The following is an 18853-nucleotide window of genomic DNA, read 5'->3' as shown; positions in this document are numbered from 1 at the left end:
ACCCCTTCCAAGGACACGACATGAAGCTCAAGAGCGGCACAGCCTGCCTGGTATTGGCCCTCGGCCTGGGCACCGCCCTTGCGGACGACGCGCCGCGCGAGTTCTACGGCACGGAAGTGCCGTTCGCCTCCAACGCCATCTACTTCGTGCTGACCGACCGCTTCGTCAACGGCGACCCTTCCAACGACCAGCGCGACCAGGGCGGCGCGCATCGCACCTTCGACATCCCCGTGCCGGGCGCGCCCAAGGGCGAGAGCGCGAACATCGGCTACCTGGGCGGCGATTTCAAGGGCGTGCTGGAGAACGCCGCCTACATCCGCGGGATGGGCTTCGGCGCGGTATGGATCACGCCGATCGTGGACAACCCGGACGAAGCCTTCACCGGCGGCGACCCGGTGCGCTGGGGCTCGAAGTTCACCGACCGCGGCAAGACCGGCTTCCACGGCTACTGGGGCGTCAATTTCTACAAGGTCGATGAGCACCTGCCGAGCAAGGACCTGGACTACGCGCAGTTCACCGCGGGGATGCACGCGGCGGGCCTGAAAGTGGTGCAGGACATCGTGCTCAACCATGGCTCGCCAGCCTTCAGCATGCCGGTGCGCCAGCCGCAGTTCGGGCAGATCTTCGACGGGGCGGGCAAGCTCGTCGCCGACGAGCAGAATCTGCCGCCGTGGCGGCTGGACCCACGCCACAATCCGCTGCACCGCTTCTACCACGCCTATGAGGACCTGGCCCAGCTGTCCAACAACGACGAGTTCAATCCGGCGGTGCTGGACTATTTCACCGGCGCGTACCTCCAATGGATCGGCCAGGGCGCGGACGCCTTCCGCATCGACACCATCAATCACATGTCGACGAGATTCTGGCGCCAGTTCTCCGCACGCATCCGTGCAAAGCACCCCGGCTTCTTCATGTATGGCGAGGCGTTCGACTACAGCCCCGACGACATCGGCCAGTACACATGGAAGAAGAATGGCGGCATCAGCCTGCTCGACTTCCCGCAGCAGCAGGCGATCAAGGTGGTGTTCGAGCACCCGGGCAGCGATTACGGGCAGCTGCTCTCGAAGCTGTATCTAACGAACGGGCCGTACGCCAATCCCTACGAGCTGGTCACCTTCTACGACAATCACGACATGGCACGCATGGACGCCAGCGACGCGGGCTTCATCGACGCCGACAACTGGCTTTTCACCGCGCGCGGCATACCGGCGATCTACTACGGCTCGGAGACCGGCTTCGAACGCGGTCGCGCCGAGCACGAGGGCAACCGCAACTACTACGGCCAGGCACGCATCGAGGCGGCCGGCAAGAGCCCGATCTATCGCCAGCTCAAGCGCATTGCCATCCTGCGAGAACGCACGCCGGCCCTGCAGCGGGGGCTGATGCTCGTCGAGCACATGGCCGGCGACCAGGCGGCGTTCTACCGCGTCTACCAGAAAGATGGCATGCACCAGATCGCGCTGGTGCTGCTCAACAAGGGCGGCCAGCCGGCGCGGTTCCGCGTGGCGAACTACCTGCAACCAGGCCATTGGCAGGCGGCGCTCGGCGGCAAGGCGATCGACGTGGCGGACGGCGGCACGCTGGATGCCAGCGTGGCGCCGCACGACGTGGCCGTCTACCTGCTCGACGCGCCGGCCACCCGCGCCGACCTCGTCGCCGAGCTCACCCGCCTGATGCGCGACAAGAGCCACCCGGATGATTGAGCGTCTCTTCGGGTGGGCTTCAGCCCACCGCCTTCCACCGGGTCATGCATGGCGGATCCAGGCCCGCCCCACGCGGCCCCCTGCCCTCGGGTGGCTTGCCTGCTTGCTGCTGTTTCCTTGCACGCTGCATGCGCAGGTGCAGAAACTCGAACTGGACGCCGCGGCCTTTGCGCCCGAGCGCATCCACGTAACCGTCTACCTGCCGCCGGACTACGCACATTCGTCCGCCCGCTATCCCGTGCTGTACGCCAACGACGGCCAGGATATGCAGGCGGTGGGGCTGCAGGCGACGCTGGCAGACCTTTATGCAGAGCATGCGATCGAGCCGGTCATCGTGGTTGCCGTCGACATGCTGCACGACCGAGCGAGCGGCTACGGGCTGTCCGACCGCAAGCGCGGACAGAGCGTGGTCGGCGGCTCGGTGATCGGCCCGATCGGCCTGAAGGCCGCGGACTATTCGTCCTGGGTGGCCACTTCACTGGTGCCTTATGTCGACGTGCACTACCGCACCCGCGCCGATGCCCGCCAGCGCGCAGTGATGGGCTGGTCGCTCGGCGCACTCAACGCCTTCAACCTGGGCTGGCAGTATCCGGAGGTATTCGGCAAGGTCGGCGCCATGTCGCCGTCGTTCTGGCTGGCAGGCGATCGCAGCGACCCGGCGGCGGTGCAGCGCAGCCGACTGCCGCAGGCGATGGTCGACCGCGGCCCCAAGCGCGACGGTCTGAAGTTCTGGTTCGCCGCGGGCACGGCCGAGGAAACCAATGATCGCGACCATGACGGCGTCATCGACGTGATCGACGACCTCCGCGACCTGGTGGACGGCTACCACGGCGACGGCGTGCAGCAGCGCGGCCTGCGCCAGCTCGGCTACTCCACTGCGGGCGCTGATGCGGACGTGACCGTGTTCCTGCTGCCCGGCGGACGCCACCAGCAGGCCTCGTGGGCGAAGATGCTGCCGGTGTTTCTGCGCTGGGCGTTTCCAGCGGCCGCACGCCCTTAGCTTTCGCGAGCTTCCGTCCCTCGCCCCTGCCTGCTTTTCACGGGGAACCGGGCTATGCGGGCCGCACGCTGGACTGCCGCACCATAAGCTTCACCGGCAGCATCACGCTCTGCGCCGGCTCATCTCGGATCATGCGCAGCAGGTTCTCCACCAGCACCTCGCCCGCGCGGCGGGTGTCCTGCAGCACGGTGGTCAGCGGCGGATTGGCGAAGCTCGCCATCGGGATGTCGTCGAAACCGGCCACCAGCACGTCGGTAGGCACCTTGTAGCCGTGCTCGGCCAGTGCGTGCATGGCGCCGATGGCGATCAGGTCGCTGGCGGCGAATACAGCGTCGAAGGCCGCGCCGCGGGCGATCAGTTCCGACATGGCGTCGTGACCGCACTGCTGCGTGCTCTCGGCATCGACTTGCAGCGACGCATCGGCTGGCAGGCCGGCCTGCGCCAGCGCGTCGGCATAGCCGCGGTAGCGCTCGAAGAATTCCGGATAGTGGCTGGAGGCATCGCCCAGGAAGGCGATCCGCCGGCATCCCTGTTCGATGAAGTGCCGCGCCACCGCCTGCCCGCCGCTGAAGTTGTCGCAGCCGACCGACACGCCCGGCTGGTCGGGCAGCACCGCACCCCAGCGCACGAACCGTGTACCGATCGCCACCAGCTTCTCCAGCCGGTCGAGGTAGGCGAGGTAATCGCCGTAGCCGAGCAGGATGATGCCGTCGGCCTTCTTGCTGTCGGCGTAGTCGGCATGCCAGTCGGTGGAGAACTGCTGGAAGGAAATCAGCAGGTCGTAGCCCTGCTGCGCGCAGGCACGGGTGATCGAACCCAGCATCGAGAGAAAGAACGGGTTGATGTTGGAGCCGTCGGTGGTCGGGTCCTCGAACAGCAGCAGCGCCAACGTGCCCGAATGCTGCAGGCGCAGGTTGGAGGCGTTCTTGTCGACCTTGTAGCGCAGCTGCTCCGCGGCGGCCCGGATGCGCTCGCGGGTCTCCTCGCTGACCAGCGGGCTGCCACGCAGCGCACGCGACACCGTCGCCTGGGACACACCCGCCAGATGGGCGATGTCGATCGACGTCGCTTTGGCCTTGCTCACTTCTGTACAACCTCTGGAACTGCCGGCTCGGGCAACATTACCATCGGCAAGCCGCGCTGTATCGCCGCCTGATGCATACGTATTCAGTCGGACGGCGGCCGCGGCAACAGCCAGACTCGCAGCACTGTCCTCGGGGCTAGGGGGAAGAACGGATGAACACGCGGGAAACGCCAGTCGACCTGGCGCACGAACAACGGGCGACCGCGAGGATCGTCCTGATTGCCGCAGCAGCGGCGCTGGGCGGTTTCCTGTTCGGTTTCGACACGGCCGTCGTCAACGGCGCCGTCGAGGCCGTCCGCGGCGGTTTCGCGTTGGATGCCGGACAGATCGGCATCACGGTGTCCTGCGCGTTGCTCGGTTCGGCGCTGGGCGCCTGGTATGCCGGCCCGCTGGCCGATCGCCTGGGCCGCGTGCGCTCGATGCAGGTGGCCGCCCTGCTGCTGGCGATCAGCGCCATCGGATCGGGGCTGGCGTCAGGCATGTGGCACCTGATCCTGTGGCGGGTGATCGGCGGCACCGGCGTGGGCATGGCTTCGGTGATCGCGCCGACCTACATCGCCGAAGTGTCGCCTGCCCAGGTGCGCGGGCGCCTGGGCTCGATGCAGCAGCTGGCCATCGTGCTGGGCATTTTCGCCGCACTGATGAGCGACGCCTGGCTCGCCAGCACCGCCGGCGGCGCCGCGCAGCCGCTCTGGTTCGGGTTGGCGGCGTGGCGCTGGATGTTCCTGGTGGCGGTGGTCCCGGCGCTGGTCTACGGCGGCCTGGTGCTCGGCGTTCCCGAATCGCCCCGCCACCTGGTCGCCAAGGGCCGGCTGGCCGAGGCGCGCGTGGTGTTGCGCGAAGTGCTGGCGATGCGCAACGAGGCGGCGCTGGATTTCAAGCTGGGGGAGATCGAGCGCAGCCTCAAATCCGAATACCGCCCGAACCTGCGCGATCTGCGCGGCCCGCGCCTGGGCCTCCTGCCGGTGGTCTGGATCGGCATCCTGCTGTCGGTGTTCCAGCAGTTCGTCGGCATCAACGTGATTTTCTATTACTCCTCCGCGTTGTGGCATTCGGTCGGCTTCAGCGAGGCGGACTCCTTTTCCATCACCGTGGTGACCTCGATCGTCAACGTGCTGGTGACGCTGGTGGCGATCGGCTTGGTCGACAGGATCGGCAGGAAGCCGCTGCTGGCGGTCGGTTCGGCCGGCATGACCGTCACGCTGGCGCTGATGGCCTGGTGTTTCTCGCAGGCCACCGGCAGCGGCGCGGCGCTAAGCCTGCCGGCACCATGGAACATGGTCGCGCTGGTCGCGGCCAACGCCTACGTGGTGTTCTTCGGCGTCAGCTGGGGCCCGGTCGTGTGGGTCCTGCTGGGCGAGATGTTCCCCAACCGCATTCGCGCGGTGGCGCTCGCGGTCGCGGCGGCGGCGCAGTGGATCGCCAACTTCCTGATCAGCTACAGCTTCCCGACGCTGGCGGAAATGGGACTGAGCTTCGCCTACGGGCTGTACGCCGCATTCGCGCTGATCTCGCTGCTGTTCGTGGTCTATGCGGTACGCGAGACCAAGGGGATGGAGCTCGAGGACATGACGACCTGAGCCTTGCTGCCTCGCAACGAAAAAGGCCGGCGATGCGCCCTTGGGTGCTCAGCTAGCTTGCTGGTGCCATACCAAGCCGGGCTCCCTGGGGGGCCCGGCTTTTTTTCTCCGTTCCAAGCTGGGAGCTTCGTCGGGCACCCCGAGGCCAACGGGTGTCGTCAGGTGCAGCGGAACATTGGCGTCCTTTTCCGGCGGCGCAGCGCCGTACCATGCCTTAAGGATGGATTCGGCGAAGCGCGAAAGTTCGTCTTCGTCGAGATTGGTATTGTTGAGTAGCACCAGCGTGCGATCGTCATGAACCGCGTGCGCCAGGAGAGCCTTGAATCCGCCCATCGAGCCCATCTCCCAGGCGAGCCTGACCGGCCGTCCGTCCAGATGCTGCTGCAGGACGCGCCCGCCGATCGCATAGTGTTCGTCCGGGTCATGAACTGTCATCAATGCCTTCATGCTGGCTTGCGAGAGCCATGAGGTTTCGTACACGAGGTGAGCCAGACGGGACATATCCGCCGCGGTGCTGTAGATGGTGCCCGTCGGAATGAGATAGGCCGGGATCACATGGACCTCCTCTGGCGCGTCCGCCACCGCTGATGCGTAGGCAACCGCATGATGCGGGGTATCCCTGAAGTCGCCATGGGTGATGCCAGTGTCTGTCAGATGGGCGGGTGCGAGCACGGTCTCTCTGATCAGAGTCTCCAGAGGCTTGCCGGAGGCCTGCTCGAGGATCGCTTGGACCAGCAACCAGTTCGTGTGGGCGTAGTCGAAGCGGGTTCCGGGCCTGGACACCAAAGGTCCCAGCGCATAGCGGTCGACCGCCTGACGCGCGGTCAGCGCTTCCGCTGCTACTTCAGGCCTATTGATGTACTCGGTGGACAAGCGGTCCTTGATGCCACTCATGTTCGAGAGCAACTGCACGAGGTCGACATGATCACCGACTTGGGCCGGATACCCAGGCAAGTCACGGCTTATGGGGGCAGCAAGATCAAGACGTCCTTGATCAGCTAGCCGCAAAGCCGCCAAGGTAGTAAACCACTTGGATATCGACCCCACCTGGAACCGAGTGTCGGTGCTGATCGGGCGCTTTGGATGCCGATCGGCCAGGCCATAGGCCCGCTGGAAAACAATGCCGCCGTGATCGGTAAGCAGGATCTCACCGCTAAATGCGTGGGATTGGACAAAGGTCTCGATCACCTTGCTCAGGGCGGCCGGGGACGCGGTGGCCCCTACGCTGACAGGAAAGGCAAGGGTGGCCAGAGCGGCAAGAGCGAATCGGACGGCATGACGCATGAGGGCTCGCATTTGGCGTGGGAAAGGATGAGCAGTACGTCTAGCACCGGCTTCCGGTAGGCAATGGCAGTGTGCACCGGATAAAAGGATGGGTGGGGAGTCGCCATGTCACCAGCCGGCGCAACGCTCGGTTCGCGAGTTTCCTCAAGGCCGGTTGCGAAGTCGCCCGCTGCATGTTTCCGGCCAAGAGCGGCCATCCGCCATCAGCCTGAATATCTCACGCGAACGGATGGGGAAACTCAGACCTGGAATCAAACCGTGGCCGGCGTCATGACCACGAGCGAGCGCGGCGGGCAGATGAACTGGCTGCCGCCACCTGCCTCTACGCCGGGATCCATCGTGGACGCGGTGGACAACGCCACCACCCAGACGGTGGAGGGATCGGCTTTGGGCAGCGAGAATTCGACACCCTCGGACCAGCCGTTGATGACCAGAAGCATGGTGGCGTCCTCGCCAGGCCGGCTGACACCGGTACGCTGGGCTCGGCCATCCACCAGCGCGGCAATCGAGCGCGCGCCAGGATCAGTCCACTGGGCGCTGTTCGCTTCACTCCCATCCGGCGCGAGCCAGACGATGTCGCGTATGCCCGTTGATTCGTCGAAGCGGCCGTTCAAGAAACGATTGCGGCGTAACAGGGGAAAGCGCCGGCGCAGAGTGGTGAGCTCGCGGACGAACTCCGCCAGGCGGCCTTCGGTGGGATCGCGTTGCCAGTCGATCCACGCGATCTCGCTGTCCTGCCCGTAAGTGTTGTTGTTGCCGTGCTGGGTCTGCGCGCGCTCGTCGCCCGCCAGCATCATCGGCGTGCCCTTGGACAGGAACAGCGTGGCCAGCAGGTTGCGCATCTGTTGCTCGCGAAGATCCTGCACGCCGGGATCGTCCGTCTCGCCTTCCGCGCCACAGTTCCACGAATGGTTGTTGTCCGAACCATCCCGGTTGTCTTCGCCGTTGGCCTGGTTGTGCTTACCGTTGTAGCTGACCAGATCGTTGAGCGTAAACCCGTCGTGCGCGGTAATGAAGTTGACGCTGGCCCAGGGCCGGCGGCCGCGCTTGTCGAAAAGTTCGGCGGACCCGGTCAGGCGCTTGGCGAAGTCGGCCAGCTTGCCCTCGTCGCCCTTCCAGAACGCGCGAACATCGTCACGGAAGCGGTCGTTCCACTCGGCCCAGCCGGGCGGAAAATGCCCAACCTGATAGCCGCCCGGGCCGCAGTCCCACGGTTCGGCGATCATCTTGACGCTGGCAAGCGTAGGGTCCTGAGTTACCGCGTCGAGGATGCCGCCGCGCTGCTCGAAGCCCGTCGGCTCCCGCCCGAGGATGGTCGCCAGGTCGAAGCGGAAGCCATCGACGTGCATCTCTGTCACCCAGTAGCGCAGTGAATCCATCACCAGCTGGATGACCCGGGGACTGCTGACGTTGAGCGTATTTCCGGTGCCGGTGTCGTTGATGTAGTAACGCGGGTTTTCCGCCAGCCTGTAGTACGACACGTTGTCGATGCCGCGCAGCGACAGCGTTGGCCCCAGCTCGCTACCCTCGGCCGTGTGGTTGTAGACCACGTCCAGCAGGATCTCGAGGCCCTTGCCATGGGCGGCCCGCACCAGCTCGCGGAATTCATCTCGATGGTTGCTGGAAAGGTAGCGGCGCTGGACCGCGAAGAACGCGATGGTGTTGTAGCCCCAGTAGTTCCGGCGGCCGGCCTCCAGCAAGTGGCGGTCATCGAGGTAGGCGTGTATGGGCAGCAGCTCGATGCTGGTGACGCCGAGCGAACGGATGTGCTCCAGCACCGCGGGCATCGCCAGCCCGGCGCAGGTGCCACGCAGATCTTCCGGAACCTGCGGATGGCGCATCGTGTAGCCGCGCACGTGCGCCTCCATCACCACCGTTTCGTCCCACGGGACCATCGGCCGTTCGTCGCCGGCCCAATCGTAGTCTTCGCTGACCACCACTGCCTTGGGTACGAACGGCGCGCTGTCGCGCTCGTCGTAGCTGAGGTCCTGGTCCGGATGCCCGACGGTGTATCCGTAGAGTTCGTCGCACCATACCAGTGCGCCGGTCAACTCGCGCGCATAGGGGTCGATCAAGAGCTTGTTCGGGTTGAACCGGTGCCCTTCGGCGGGGATGTAGGGGCCATGTACGCGGTAACCGTACTGCTGGCCAGGCCGCACGTCCGGCACGTAACCGTGCCAGATCTCATCGGTGTATTCGGGCAGATCAACCCGGGTCTCAACGCCGTTGTCGTCGAACAGACACAGTTCGACACGGGTGGCGTTCGCCGAAAACAAGGCGAAGTTGGCGCCGCTGCCATCGTAGAAGGAACCGCGCGGGAACGGCCGGCCCTCCTGGACTTGCAGGACGGTTGCTTTGGCTGGATTGCTCATGGTTTGGCCGCAGTTACTGAGAGCGGAGTGTCGAGCAACGCAGGTGCACGGGGTGTCTGTATGGCCTGCAACCGTCGCAGGCTGCAGAGTGCCCCGACCGCACGCCACGGCGCTGAAGCTCGGCGACCACCAGCCCATGGAGGAGTCCTCGGCTGCCTCACAGCGCGGTGGGCTGCGCTAGCCGCCGCTGCCATCGGCGATATGCAAGTCAGCACCAGACGCGCCCCGCACAAATGTGCGACGGGTATCACACATGACCGATTGCCACGTTTGATCTGCTTGAGCCCCACCACGACCAGGCGGCCCGTCGAAGCGACTGTGCGTCCTCTTAGCTCAGATCCGCCGCCCTGCTTGAGTTTGATCGTGTTCGTCGCTTGCATGTACGGTTGGATGTCCGGATAACGCAAGTCTCTTGATTCGGCTTCAACCTGGAGCGAAAGGTGATTGAAAAATTTTCGACAGGCGTCGAAGGGCTGGATGTCATTACCGACGGCGGCTTCATGCGGGGGTCGGCTTACATTGTTCAGGGTCCTCCCGGCGCCGGCAAAACCATCCTGGCGAACCAGTTCTGCTATGCCCACGCTCGTGCAGGGGGCCGTGCGCTGTACATGACGCTGCTGGCTGAATCCAGTTCGCGGATGCTCAATTACGTCGGCCAGATGAGCTTTTTCGATGGCCAGGCCCTGCCCGGAGCGATGCAGTACGTCAGCGCCTACGGCGTGCTTGAACGGGAGGGACTCCCCGGCCTGCTCAAGCTTGTGCAGCACGAACTGAAGAGGCACCAGGCAACCGCGATGGTGCTGGACGGCACGTTCATCGCGCAGTCGCTGTCGTCCGAGCAAGATTTCCGGGCCTTCATCCACGCACTGCAGGGCGTCGCCGGCATGACCAATGCCGTGTTCGTCATGCTGACGCACCAGAACCGCGATGCAAGTTCGCCGGAACATACGATGGTCGACGGGTGGATCGAACTCTGCAATGAAACCGAGGGGTTCAAGGCTTACCGCACCATCCAGATAAGGAAGCACCGCGGGGCGGCCATCGTCCCCGGCAAACACCAGTTCCACATCACGCAGGAAGGCATAGCCGTATTCCCACGAGTGGAAAGCATCCTGCGCGCCAAGGCTGACGCGTATGCCGAAGTCGAGCCCATTGCGGGGCGAATGTCGATTGGCCAGAAGGAAATCGACCGATTGCTAAGTGGCGGGCTGCCAACCGGCTCTGCCACCCTTATCGTTGGTCCGACGGGTGCCGGCAAAACGACCCTAGGCATGCATTTCCTGTCGCTCTCCAGCGAGCAGGAGCCCGGCTTGGCGATCAGTTTTTACGAGAATCCACGCCACCTTCAGAGGAAGGCCCGTAGCGTCGGACTTGACCTGACTTCCCCGATGGAAGCTGGTCACCTCGAAGTTATATGGCAGCCGCCGGCAGAATTGATCGTCGACGAAATTGCCGATCGGCTTATTCGTGAGGCCGAGAAGCGCAACGTGAAGCGGGTTCTTGTCGAGGGCCTCGCGATCGTGCGCGACAGCTTGGTCAATCCCAACAGGCTGCCCTACCTGGTCAATGCGCTAACCACCCGGCTGACGGCAGCCGGTGCCAGCGTCGTGTACACCACTGAGATCGCCCATCGCGGGTTGGACGAAATCTACCTGCCCGGCGATGAGATCTCGGCGATGGTGAGCAACGTGTTGCTATTGAACGCCGGTCGCCAAGGTGAAGCGCTGCATCGCAAACTTTCAATCGTAAAGCTGCGTGACAGCAACTTCGATCCATGGACTAGGGACTTCCACATTACTTCGAGCGGGATTGTGCTCGGTCCCGACCTCAGGGTCGCCGCACCGCGGAAATCGGAGTGACATGCTTCGCATATTGTTGGTTGAAGACGAGCCCGATATCTCCGCAGTGGCGTCCATCGCACTGGAAGAGGCTGGCTATCATGTGACCGTGGCGTCGGATGGCGCCTGGGGGCTGGAGCTTGCGCTTCAGGAAACCCCGGAACTGATCGTTACCGACTTCATGATGCCCGGCCTGGACGGGTTGACCATGATCGAGCGGATCCGCTCGTGCGGCTATCGCAATCCGATCGTGCTGACCACGGCCATCCCGGAATGTCAGCTGCCCAAGCGACCGGGTTACAATGCCTTTTTGCCGAAGCCGTACCGTCTTTCTTCGCTGGTTGAGGTAATTGAGTCGCTCCGTGTGGCTGATGGCAGGAGCTAATCACTGGCTAAAACCAGGACCAAAGCGAGGCCGAACGTACGTCGAGCGCCATTACTTCGAGGGCGACGTTTGGGATATGGGTGCCAGAAGATCGCTTCTGCCTCTATGTCGAACCTCCTGCCCAGGTCGCGAAAAGCCCGCTCGGCGTCCGGTTATCTACCGGGCGTTTTTTCGTCTGCGTCGCGCTCTGCCTCTGAGCGATCTTGGTCTCGTGTCAAGGTGGCGCCGTTGAACCGACCTCAAGCGGATGTCCTGGCAGGGCCCAAATGAGTTCTGGCCACGTTCGAATGGCATGAGCCGCCGAAACCGCGTGACGGCGGGGCTGGCGGCATTTCGCCTTACTTTTGGCAGAAGCCGCCCAAGCGGTGTGTGCGGGGTTCGTGCTGTCCGGACCCCGCCGTGCCCAAACCGAAGTTTTCCACCACGGTATTGCCCAGCCGCACCGCACTCATTTGCTAAAGCGCGATATCGACCGGTCGGGATGTCGGCGTTCGGAGCCCGTACCCGGGTTCCCGATGTGTTGTTCCGAGAAAAAAGCCGCACCGGGCGTCCCGGTGCGGCCGTCGTCTTCAACACTTTCGCTGAACGCCTGGGCGATGCGCCAGCCTTTTTTGGTGCCCCCGATACGATTCGAACGTACGACCTTCCCCTTAGGAGGGGGACGCTCTATCCAACTGAGCTACGGGGGCAACCTGCGGATTTTGGCATGGATGCGGGGCGGGTGCGATCACCTGGGGATCGCGCTCCGGCCGCCCCATCTGTATCGGGCACCCCGTTTAGGTTTAGGGAGAAGGTGCCCAACAGGCGGATGCGGTAAGCCTTGCCCCCGAACCGTCCGGCCGGGCTACCCGAATGCCCCTGCTAGAATGTCCGTTTGGCAAATAGTCGGGCGCCCCGGCGCCGGTCCCCAAGGAGTCATCCATGTCCCACGAAATCCTCAAGGCGCTAGGCCTTGGCGACTCGCAGTCCGGCACCTACCTCGGCAATGGCGAATGGTCCAAGACCACCGACGCCGGCACGATCAAGCCGCAGAACCCGGCCACGGGCGAAGTGATCGCCAGCGTGCACGCCTCGAGCAAGGCCGACTACGAGACCATAGTCAAGCACGCGCAGGAGGCCTTCAAGGTCTGGCGCACCACGCCGGCGCCCAAGCGCGGCGAAGCCGTGCGCCTGTGCGGCGAGGCGCTGCGCAGGCACAAGGACGCGCTGGGCAGCCTGGTCGCGCTGGAGATGGGCAAGATCAAGCCCGAGGGCGACGGCGAAGTGCAGGAGATGATCGACATCGCGGACTTCGCGGTGGGCCAGAGCCGCATGCTGCACGGCTACACCATGCACTCGGAACGACCCGGCCACCGCATGTACGAGCAGTACCAGCCGCTTGGCCTGGTCGGCATCATCAGCGCGTTCAACTTCCCCGTCGCGGTATGGAGCTGGAACGCGTTCCTGGCGGCGATCTGCGGCGACATCTGCATCTGGAAGCCCTCGCCCAAGACCCCGCTGTCGGCGGTGGCGACCATGCGCATCTGCAACGAGGCGCTGAAGGCCGGCGGCTTCCCCGACATCTTCTTCCTGTTCAACGACGCCAGCACCGAACTCTCGCAGGCTTTCGTGGACGACAAGCGGATCCCGCTGATCAGCTTCACCGGCTCGACCAAGGTCGGCCGCATGGTCGGCGAGCGCGTCGCCCATCGCATGGGCCGCTCGCTGCTTGAGCTGGGCGGCAACAACGCGATCATCCTGGACGAAACCGCCGACCTCAAGCTCGCCATCCCGGGCATCGTGTTCGGCGCCGTCGGCACCGCCGGCCAGCGCTGCACCACGACCCGCCGCCTGTTCGTGCACGAGTCCATCTTCGACGATGTGCTCGATACCCTGATCGGCGCGTACAAGCAGGTCGAGGGCAAGATCGGCGATCCGACCCTCGCCACCACGCTGATGGGCCCGCTCAACAGCCCCGAGGCTGTGCAGGGCTACCTGGCAGCGATCGAGAAGGCCAAGGCCGCCGGCGGCACCGTACGCACGGGCGGCGCGGCGCTGACCGACCGCAAGGGCAACTTCGTGCTGCCGACCATCATCACCGGCGTGAAGAACGCCGACGAGGTGGTGCAGACCGAAACCTTCGCGCCGATCCTCTACGTGATGCCGTTCAAGACGCTGGACGAAGCGATCGAGATGCAGAACGACGTGCCGCAGGGCCTGTCCTCCTCGATCTTCACCAACAACCTGCGCGCGGCCGAGCAGTTCCTGTCCGCGGCCGGTTCGGATTGCGGCATCGCCAACGTCAACATCGGTACCTCCGGCGCCGAGATCGGCGGCGCCTTCGGTGGCGAGAAAGAGACCGGCGGCGGCCGCGAGTCCGGCTCGGATGCGTGGAAGGTTTACATGCGCCGTCAGACCAACACCATCAACTACTCCGACGCGCTGCCGCTGGCGCAGGGCATCAAGTTCACGGTGTAAACATAGCCCCTCTCCCTCCGGCACAGCCGGGGGAGAGGGGTGGCCTTTGGCTTTGCCACTTCGCTTTCCGCTTTCAGAGCAGAATGGATTCCCGCTCCCGCGGGAATGACGCCCTGGCAAGCGAACCTTACCTACGCCAACGCATCGCGAGGACCGCCGTCATGAACGTACCGCCTCCCGCCTATCGCACCACCAGCGCCATGGCCGTGGTGAGCCTGGTCTTCGGCATCGCCGCCTGGTGCATGCTGCCGGTGGTGGGCGCCATCGTGGCGATCGTCTGCGGCCACCTGGCGCGCGGCGAAATCCGCCGCTCGCAGGGCCAGCAGGAAGGCGACGGACTGGCGATCGCGGGCCTCGTGCTCGGCTACGTGCAGCTGGCCTTCGGGATGGTCGTGCTGCTGTTCGCCATCGCCGCCGTCCTGCTGGGTCTGTCGATCGGCTTCGGTTCCTCCCTCTTCCACTGACATGGCAAGCGGCGCGGTCTTCGACCTCCAAGGCTACCGCGTCGTCGTCGCCGGCGGCAGCAAGGGCATCGGGCGCGCGATCGCGCTGGCCTTCGCGCAGGCCGGCGCGGCGGTATCGATCTGCGCGCGCGGCGCGCAGGCGCTGGAGACCACGCGGCAGGAACTGGCCGCTTGGGGCCAAATCGCGCACGCGGCTGCCTGCGACCTTGCCGACGCCGCGGCCATCGCCCGCTACGTCGCCGAGGCCGCGCAGGCACTGGGCGGCCTCGACGTGCTGGTGAACAACGCCAGCGCGTACGGTTTCAGCGACGACGATGCCGGCTGGCTGGCGGGCTTCGAGGTCGACCTGATGGCTGCCGTGCGCGCCTCGCGCGAGGCGCTGCCGTACCTGGCCGCCTCGCCGCACGCGTGCATCCTGCACACAAGTTCCATCGCCGCATTCCACCCACGCCGCCACGGCGCGCCGTATGCCGCGGTGAAGGCGGCGCTCAGCCAGTACACGACCTCGCAGGCGCTGGCGCTGGCTGCGCAGGGCATCCGCGTCAATGCCATCGCGCCCGGCTCCATCGAATTCCCCGACGGCCTGTGGGACCGGCGCCGCCGGGAGGAGCCGGCGCTCTACGAAGCCACGCTGGTGAAAATCCCGTTCGGCCGCTTTGGCGCGCCGGAGGAGATCGCGCACGCGGCGTTGTTCCTCGCTTCGCCCTACGCCGCCTGGATCACCGGCCAGACGCTATGCGTCGACGGCGGCCAAGGCCTCAATGGATAAGCCATGTACGACTACGTCCGCCCGCTGCTGTTCGCGCTCGACGCCGAGACGGCGCACCGGCTCACCCTGTACGCGCTGGGCGTGGCCCATCGCAGCAACCTGGGCCGCTTCGTAGCACAGCCGCCCGCGAATTGTCCGGTCGAGGCCTTCGGCATCCGCTTCCCCAACCCGGTCGGCCTCGCCGCCGGGCTGGACAAGAACGCGACGCACCTGGACGAGCTGGGCGCGCTGGGTTTCGGCTTCGTCGAGGTCGGCACGGTCACGCCCCGTCCGCAGCAGGGCAACCCCAAGCCGCGTATGTTCCGCCTGCCCGCGCACGAGGCGATCATCAACCGGCTGGGCTTCAACAACGAGGGCGTCGATGCGCTGGTGCGCAACGTGGCGACGTCCAGCTACCGCGGCGTGCTCGGCATCAACATCGGCAAGAACAAGGACACCCCCAACGAACGCGCGGTGGACGATTACCTCTTGTGCCTGGAACGCGTCTACGCGCAGGCCAGCTACGTCACGGTGAACATCTCCTCGCCCAATACCCAGGGCCTGCGCGACCTGCAGGAAGAGGAAACGCTGCGTCGCTTCATCGAAACGCTGCGCGAGGCGCAGGAACGGCTGGGCTCGCAGGCCGGCGCGCGCAAGCCGATGCTGCTGAAGATCGCGCCCGACCTGTCGGAAGCGGAACTGGACGGCATCGCCGAAGTGCTGCACAGCAGCGGCATCGACGGCCTGATCTGCACCAACACGACGATCGACCATGCGGCGGTGGCCGCCGATCCGCACGGGAACGAGGTCGGCGGCCTCTCGGGCAAGCCGCTGTTCGCACGTTCCACCGAGGTGTTGCGCGGCATGCGCGCGCGGCTGGGTGCTGCGATGCCGATCATCGGCGTAGGCGGCATCCTCGATGGCAGCGACGCGGCCGAGAAACTCGACGCCGGTGCCGACCTGGTGCAGATCTATTCGGGGATGATCTACCGCGGCCCTCACCTCATCGGCGAATGCGTCGAGGAGATCCGCCGCCAGCGTGGAGCGGCCGATGGTGATTGAGCGGGTCGGCATGGGCGGCTACACGCTGATCGAGAACGCGCCGCTGGGCGCGCGCAACACGCTGCGCGTGGCCGCCCGCGCCCGACTGCTGGCCGAAGTGCGGGATGCCTCCAAGCTGCCCGAGCTGCTCGACTTTCCCGCCGTGCGCGATCGTCCGCTGCTGGTGCTCGGCGAGGGCAGCAATCTGCTGCTCACCGGCGACTTCGACGGCACCGTGGTGGCCATGGCCACCCGCGGCGTGCAGGTCGAGCAGGATGGGGACGTCGCCCGCATCGCGGTGGCCGCGGGCGAGCGCTGGGACGATTTCGTGCGCTGGGCGCTGGGCCAAGGCTACGCCGGACTGGAAAATCTGATCCTGATCCCCGGCACGGTCGGCGCCGCGCCGATCCAGAACATCGGCGCCTACGGCACCGAGGTCGCCGAGTTCATCGAGAGCGTGGAAGCCTGGGACCTACACGAACGCCGGGTGGTTTCGCTCGACAACGCCGCCTGCGCCTTCGCCTACCGCCATTCGCTGTTCAAGCGCGAGCCGGGCCGCTACATCGTCACCGCGGTACGCTTCGCCCTGCCCCGCCAGCGCGAACTGCGCACCGGCTACGCCGGCATCGCCGAGGAACTGGTGCGCATGGGCGTGGACAGGCCTGCCCCGTTCCACGTGGCCGAGGCGGTTGTGCACCTGCGTACCCGCAAGCTGCCCGATCCGGCGGTGATCGGCAATGCCGGCAGCTTCTTCAAGAACCCGATCATCGAGGCGGCAGCAGGTGAATCGCTCAAGCGCCAGCACCCGGAGCTGGTCGCCTGGCCGGGCGGCGACGGCCGCTGGAAGCTCTCGGCCGCCTGGCTGATCGAGGCGTCCGGCTTCAAGGGGTATCGCGAAGGCGACGCAGGCATCTCCAACCGCCACGCGCTGGTGCTGGTCAACCACGGCCATGCCACTGGTTCGCAGCTGTGGGCGCTGGCGCGGCGGGTGATCGCCGGTGTGGAGGCGAAGTTCGGCGTGCGGCTGGAGCCCGAGCCGGTGGTGGTCTGAGGCAAAGTCCCCATCCGTTCCTCGTATCTTCCTGCCGAGCTTCCCCCGTTCCACGGGGGGAATCTCGAGACGCAAGGCTCAGGCTTCGCGCGTCCGCTCCAGCTCCGGCAAAAACACCGTGATCAACCCCATCAGCGGCAGGAACGCGCACAGCCGGTAGACGTACTCGATGCCGTGCGCGTCGGCCAGTTGCCCCAGCACCGCCGCGCCGATGCCGCCCATGCCGAAGGCGAAACCGAAGAACAGCCCCGACACCATGCCGACGCGCCCGGGCAGCAGTTCCTGCGCATAGACCAGGATCGCCGAGAAGGCCGAGGAAAGGATCAGGCCGATCACCACGCTCAGCGCGCCGGTCCAGAACAGGTTCGCGTGCGGCAGCAGCAGCGAGAAAGGCGCCACACCGAGGATCGAGATCCAGATCACCGACTTGCGCCCGATCCGGTCGCCCACCGGGCCGCCGATCAGCGAGCCGGCCGCCACCGCGAACAGGAACACGAACAGGTGCGTCTGCGCGTTCTGCACGGACACGCCGAAATGGTGGATCAGGTAAAAGGTGTAGTAGCTGGAGAGGCTCGCCAGGTAGAAGTACTTGGAGAAGATCAGCAAGCCAAGCACCAGCAGCGACAGCAGCACGCGGTTGCGCGAGAGCACCACCGCCGTATGGTGATGGCGGGCCGTACCGCGGCTCACGTGGTGCGCGCGGTACCAGCGGCTGACGTTGAGCAGCACCGCGATCGCCAGCAGTGCCGCCAGCGAGAACCAGGCCACGCTCCCGCGCCCGTGCGGCGCGATGATCCACGCCGCCAGCAGCGGCCCGATCGAGGCGCCGGTGTTGCCGCCGACCTGGAACAAGGACTGCGCCAGCCCATGCCGCCCACCGGAGGCCATCCGTGCCACCCGAGAGGATTCCGGGTGGAACACCGACGAGCCCGTACCGACCAGCGCCGCAGCCACGAGCAGCAGCGGAAAGGTCGGCGCCACCGCGAGCAGCAGCAGGCCGCACAGGCTGAAACCCATGCCCATGGGCAGCGAATACGGCATCGGCCGCTTGTCGGTCGCCACGCCCACCAGCGGCTGCAGCAACGAGGCGGTGAGCTGGTAGGTCAGCGTGATCAGGCCGACCTGGCCGAAGCTCAGGTCGAAGCCGCTCTTCAGGATCGGATAGATGGCCAGGATCAACGACTGGATCATGTCGTTGAGCAGGTGGGCGAAACTGATGGCGCCGAGCACGGCAAAAGCCGTGCGCGGCGGAGCCGCAGGGGGTGCGGCGGCGGCAAGCGGTTCGGCGCGGGCGTTCATCGGGGAGTGTGAGGTCCAGGGGGAAGCGGCCTGCCGGCCGCGCAGCGCACTCTAGTGCCGGATGGCGGCTCCGTACACCGCCGGAAGGCACACTCCGGAAGCGATCTGTGACTTACCGCTTCGCGCCGCGGTGTTCTTCGGCCGCGCGGTGGGCCCGCAGGCGAGCCATGCGGATGGCCGCCGCCAGGCGGCCGCCGAGACTGCGCGCCTGCTTGGCGCGCTTGGCCTTGCGCGGCTTGGCCTTGCGCGGCTTGACTTCGGCGGCGCGTGCGGCGTGGCACCGGCGTGCCGCGGCCCGCATGGTCGCGAGCATGCTGCAGCGCGCATCACGCTCCGGCTGAGTGCGCACGGCGGCAGCGCGGTGGATGCGGTCGGACGTCTGCATGCGCCCTTGCGCGGACGAGCCGGCAGGCACGGGGCTGGCTTTTGCGACCATGGGATGGCTCTCTTCGGGGTGTTGCGATGCTGGGCAACACAACGTGAAAGGGTGGGCAACGGAGCGGCGGCCGCGATTGACCGCCCGCGGCAGCCACCCGATCATGGCCGG

The 18853-nt window shown here is 65.9% G+C and carries 15 protein-coding genes and 1 tRNA gene; 10 read left to right on the top strand and 6 right to left on the bottom strand.

The window, feature by feature from the left end; all coding sequences use genetic code 11:
* Positions 1 to 20: 20 nt before the first annotated feature.
* Together VGU65_RS06400 and VGU65_RS06395 are read left to right on the top strand one after the other, a co-directional pair.
* The gene (locus VGU65_RS06400; protein WP_327473909.1) at positions 21 to 1703 is read left to right on the top strand and encodes an alpha-amylase family glycosyl hydrolase; all 1683 of its coding nucleotides are present in this window, start codon (positions 21 to 23) and stop codon (positions 1701 to 1703) included.
* A gap of 103 nt (positions 1704 to 1806) precedes the next feature.
* The gene (locus VGU65_RS06395) at positions 1807 to 2703 is read left to right on the top strand and encodes an alpha/beta hydrolase (protein WP_327473907.1); all 897 of its coding nucleotides are present in this window, start codon (positions 1807 to 1809) and stop codon (positions 2701 to 2703) included.
* A 52-nt stretch (positions 2704 to 2755) separates the two neighbouring features.
* Here the strand turns inward: VGU65_RS06395 and VGU65_RS06390 are convergent, their stop codons facing one another.
* Positions 2756 to 3787: a LacI family DNA-binding transcriptional regulator gene (locus VGU65_RS06390; RefSeq protein WP_327473905.1), complete on the bottom strand. Its 1032-nt coding sequence runs from the start codon at positions 3785 to 3787 to the stop codon at positions 2756 to 2758.
* Positions 3788 to 3939: 152 nt separating this feature from the next.
* Between VGU65_RS06390 and VGU65_RS06385 the strand changes: the two genes are divergently transcribed.
* Complete coding sequence (locus tag VGU65_RS06385; protein ID WP_327473903.1) at positions 3940 to 5367, top strand: sugar porter family MFS transporter; 1428 nt, start codon at positions 3940 to 3942, stop codon at positions 5365 to 5367.
* A gap of 48 nt (positions 5368 to 5415) precedes the next feature.
* On the opposite strand, the gene VGU65_RS06380 is transcribed toward VGU65_RS06385, so the two are convergent.
* Both VGU65_RS06380 and glgX read right to left on the bottom strand, forming a co-directional pair.
* On the bottom strand, positions 5416 to 6651 hold the full coding sequence (locus VGU65_RS06380) for a serine hydrolase domain-containing protein (protein WP_327473902.1): 1236 nt from the start codon (positions 6649 to 6651) through the stop codon (positions 5416 to 5418).
* A gap of 251 nt (positions 6652 to 6902) precedes the next feature.
* Positions 6903 to 9023, bottom strand: coding sequence for a glycogen debranching protein GlgX (glgX, locus tag VGU65_RS06375; protein ID WP_327473900.1), 2121 nt, complete (start codon positions 9021 to 9023; stop codon positions 6903 to 6905).
* A 440-nt stretch (positions 9024 to 9463) separates the two neighbouring features.
* On the opposite strand from glgX, the gene VGU65_RS06370 reads away from it, so the two are divergent.
* Positions 9464 to 10882, top strand: a complete 1419-nt coding sequence (locus VGU65_RS06370) for an RAD55 family ATPase (RefSeq protein WP_327473897.1) — start codon at positions 9464 to 9466, stop codon at positions 10880 to 10882.
* A gap of 1 nt (position 10883) precedes the next feature.
* Complete coding sequence (locus VGU65_RS06365; protein ID WP_327473895.1) at positions 10884 to 11246, top strand: response regulator transcription factor; 363 nt, start codon at positions 10884 to 10886, stop codon at positions 11244 to 11246.
* 612 nt (positions 11247 to 11858) lie between these two features.
* Here the strand turns inward: VGU65_RS06365 and VGU65_RS06360 are convergent.
* Positions 11859 to 11935: transfer RNA gene (locus VGU65_RS06360), tRNA-Arg, on the bottom strand.
* A gap of 232 nt (positions 11936 to 12167) precedes the next feature.
* Here VGU65_RS06360 and amaB point away from each other — a divergent pair.
* The 5 genes from amaB (at position 12168) to murB (ending at position 17007) form a co-directional block, all read left to right on the top strand.
* The gene (amaB, locus tag VGU65_RS06355) at positions 12168 to 13703 is read left to right on the top strand and encodes an L-piperidine-6-carboxylate dehydrogenase (protein WP_327473894.1); all 1536 of its coding nucleotides are present in this window, start codon (positions 12168 to 12170) and stop codon (positions 13701 to 13703) included.
* A gap of 161 nt (positions 13704 to 13864) precedes the next feature.
* Positions 13865 to 14167, top strand: coding sequence for a DUF4190 domain-containing protein (locus tag VGU65_RS06350; protein ID WP_327473893.1), 303 nt, complete (start codon positions 13865 to 13867; stop codon positions 14165 to 14167).
* A gap of 1 nt (position 14168) precedes the next feature.
* The gene (locus VGU65_RS06345; RefSeq protein WP_327473892.1) at positions 14169 to 14936 is read left to right on the top strand and encodes an SDR family NAD(P)-dependent oxidoreductase; all 768 of its coding nucleotides are present in this window, start codon (positions 14169 to 14171) and stop codon (positions 14934 to 14936) included.
* Positions 14937 to 14939: 3 nt separating this feature from the next.
* Positions 14940 to 15977, top strand: a complete 1038-nt coding sequence (locus tag VGU65_RS06340; RefSeq protein ID WP_327473891.1) for a quinone-dependent dihydroorotate dehydrogenase — start codon at positions 14940 to 14942, stop codon at positions 15975 to 15977.
* A gap of 10 nt (positions 15978 to 15987) precedes the next feature.
* The gene (gene murB / locus VGU65_RS06335; protein WP_327474106.1) at positions 15988 to 17007 is read left to right on the top strand and encodes a UDP-N-acetylmuramate dehydrogenase; all 1020 of its coding nucleotides are present in this window, start codon (positions 15988 to 15990) and stop codon (positions 17005 to 17007) included.
* Between the two features lie 78 nt (positions 17008 to 17085).
* Here murB and VGU65_RS06330 read toward each other — a convergent pair whose 3' ends face one another.
* Together VGU65_RS06330 and VGU65_RS06325 are read right to left on the bottom strand one after the other, a co-directional pair.
* Positions 17086 to 18306: an MFS transporter gene (locus VGU65_RS06330; RefSeq protein WP_327473889.1), complete on the bottom strand. Its 1221-nt coding sequence runs from the start codon at positions 18304 to 18306 to the stop codon at positions 17086 to 17088.
* 112 nt (positions 18307 to 18418) lie between these two features.
* Complete coding sequence (locus VGU65_RS06325) at positions 18419 to 18847, bottom strand: hypothetical protein (RefSeq protein WP_327473888.1); 429 nt, start codon at positions 18845 to 18847, stop codon at positions 18419 to 18421.
* Positions 18848 to 18853: the final 6 nt, after the last annotated feature.

The sequence above is a fragment of the Frateuria sp. genome, assembly GCF_035943815.1.
Taxonomy (GTDB): domain Bacteria; phylum Pseudomonadota; class Gammaproteobacteria; order Xanthomonadales; family Rhodanobacteraceae; genus Frateuria_A.
Note: the sequence above shows the minus strand (reverse complement) of the source record. Positions and strands in the feature narration are given on the sequence as shown.

Bases quoted from the DNA above. Each gene is read 5' to 3' on its own strand.
- murB (WP_327474106.1), top strand. From the start codon at position 15,988: ATGGGCGGCTACACGCTGATCGAGAACGCGCCGCTGGGCGCGCGCAAC.
- VGU65_RS06385 (WP_327473903.1), top strand. From the start codon at position 3,940: ATGAACACGCGGGAAACGCCAGTCGACCTGGCGCACGAACAACGGGCG.
- VGU65_RS06325 (WP_327473888.1), bottom strand. From the start codon at position 18,847: ATGATCGGGTGGCTGCCGCGGGCGGTCAATCGCGGCCGCCGCTCCGTT.
- VGU65_RS06365 (WP_327473895.1), top strand. From the start codon at position 10,884: ATGCTTCGCATATTGTTGGTTGAAGACGAGCCCGATATCTCCGCAGTG.
- VGU65_RS06340 (WP_327473891.1), top strand. From the start codon at position 14,940: ATGTACGACTACGTCCGCCCGCTGCTGTTCGCGCTCGACGCCGAGACG.
- glgX (WP_327473900.1), bottom strand. From the start codon at position 9,023: ATGAGCAATCCAGCCAAAGCAACCGTCCTGCAAGTCCAGGAGGGCCGG.
- VGU65_RS06330 (WP_327473889.1), bottom strand. From the start codon at position 18,306: ATGAACGCCCGCGCCGAACCGCTTGCCGCCGCCGCACCCCCTGCGGCT.
- VGU65_RS06350 (WP_327473893.1), top strand. From the start codon at position 13,865: ATGAACGTACCGCCTCCCGCCTATCGCACCACCAGCGCCATGGCCGTG.
- amaB (WP_327473894.1), top strand. From the start codon at position 12,168: ATGTCCCACGAAATCCTCAAGGCGCTAGGCCTTGGCGACTCGCAGTCC.
- VGU65_RS06380 (WP_327473902.1), bottom strand. From the start codon at position 6,651: ATGCGTCATGCCGTCCGATTCGCTCTTGCCGCTCTGGCCACCCTTGCC.
- VGU65_RS06400 (WP_327473909.1), top strand. From the start codon at position 21: ATGAAGCTCAAGAGCGGCACAGCCTGCCTGGTATTGGCCCTCGGCCTG.
- VGU65_RS06345 (WP_327473892.1), top strand. From the start codon at position 14,169: ATGGCAAGCGGCGCGGTCTTCGACCTCCAAGGCTACCGCGTCGTCGTC.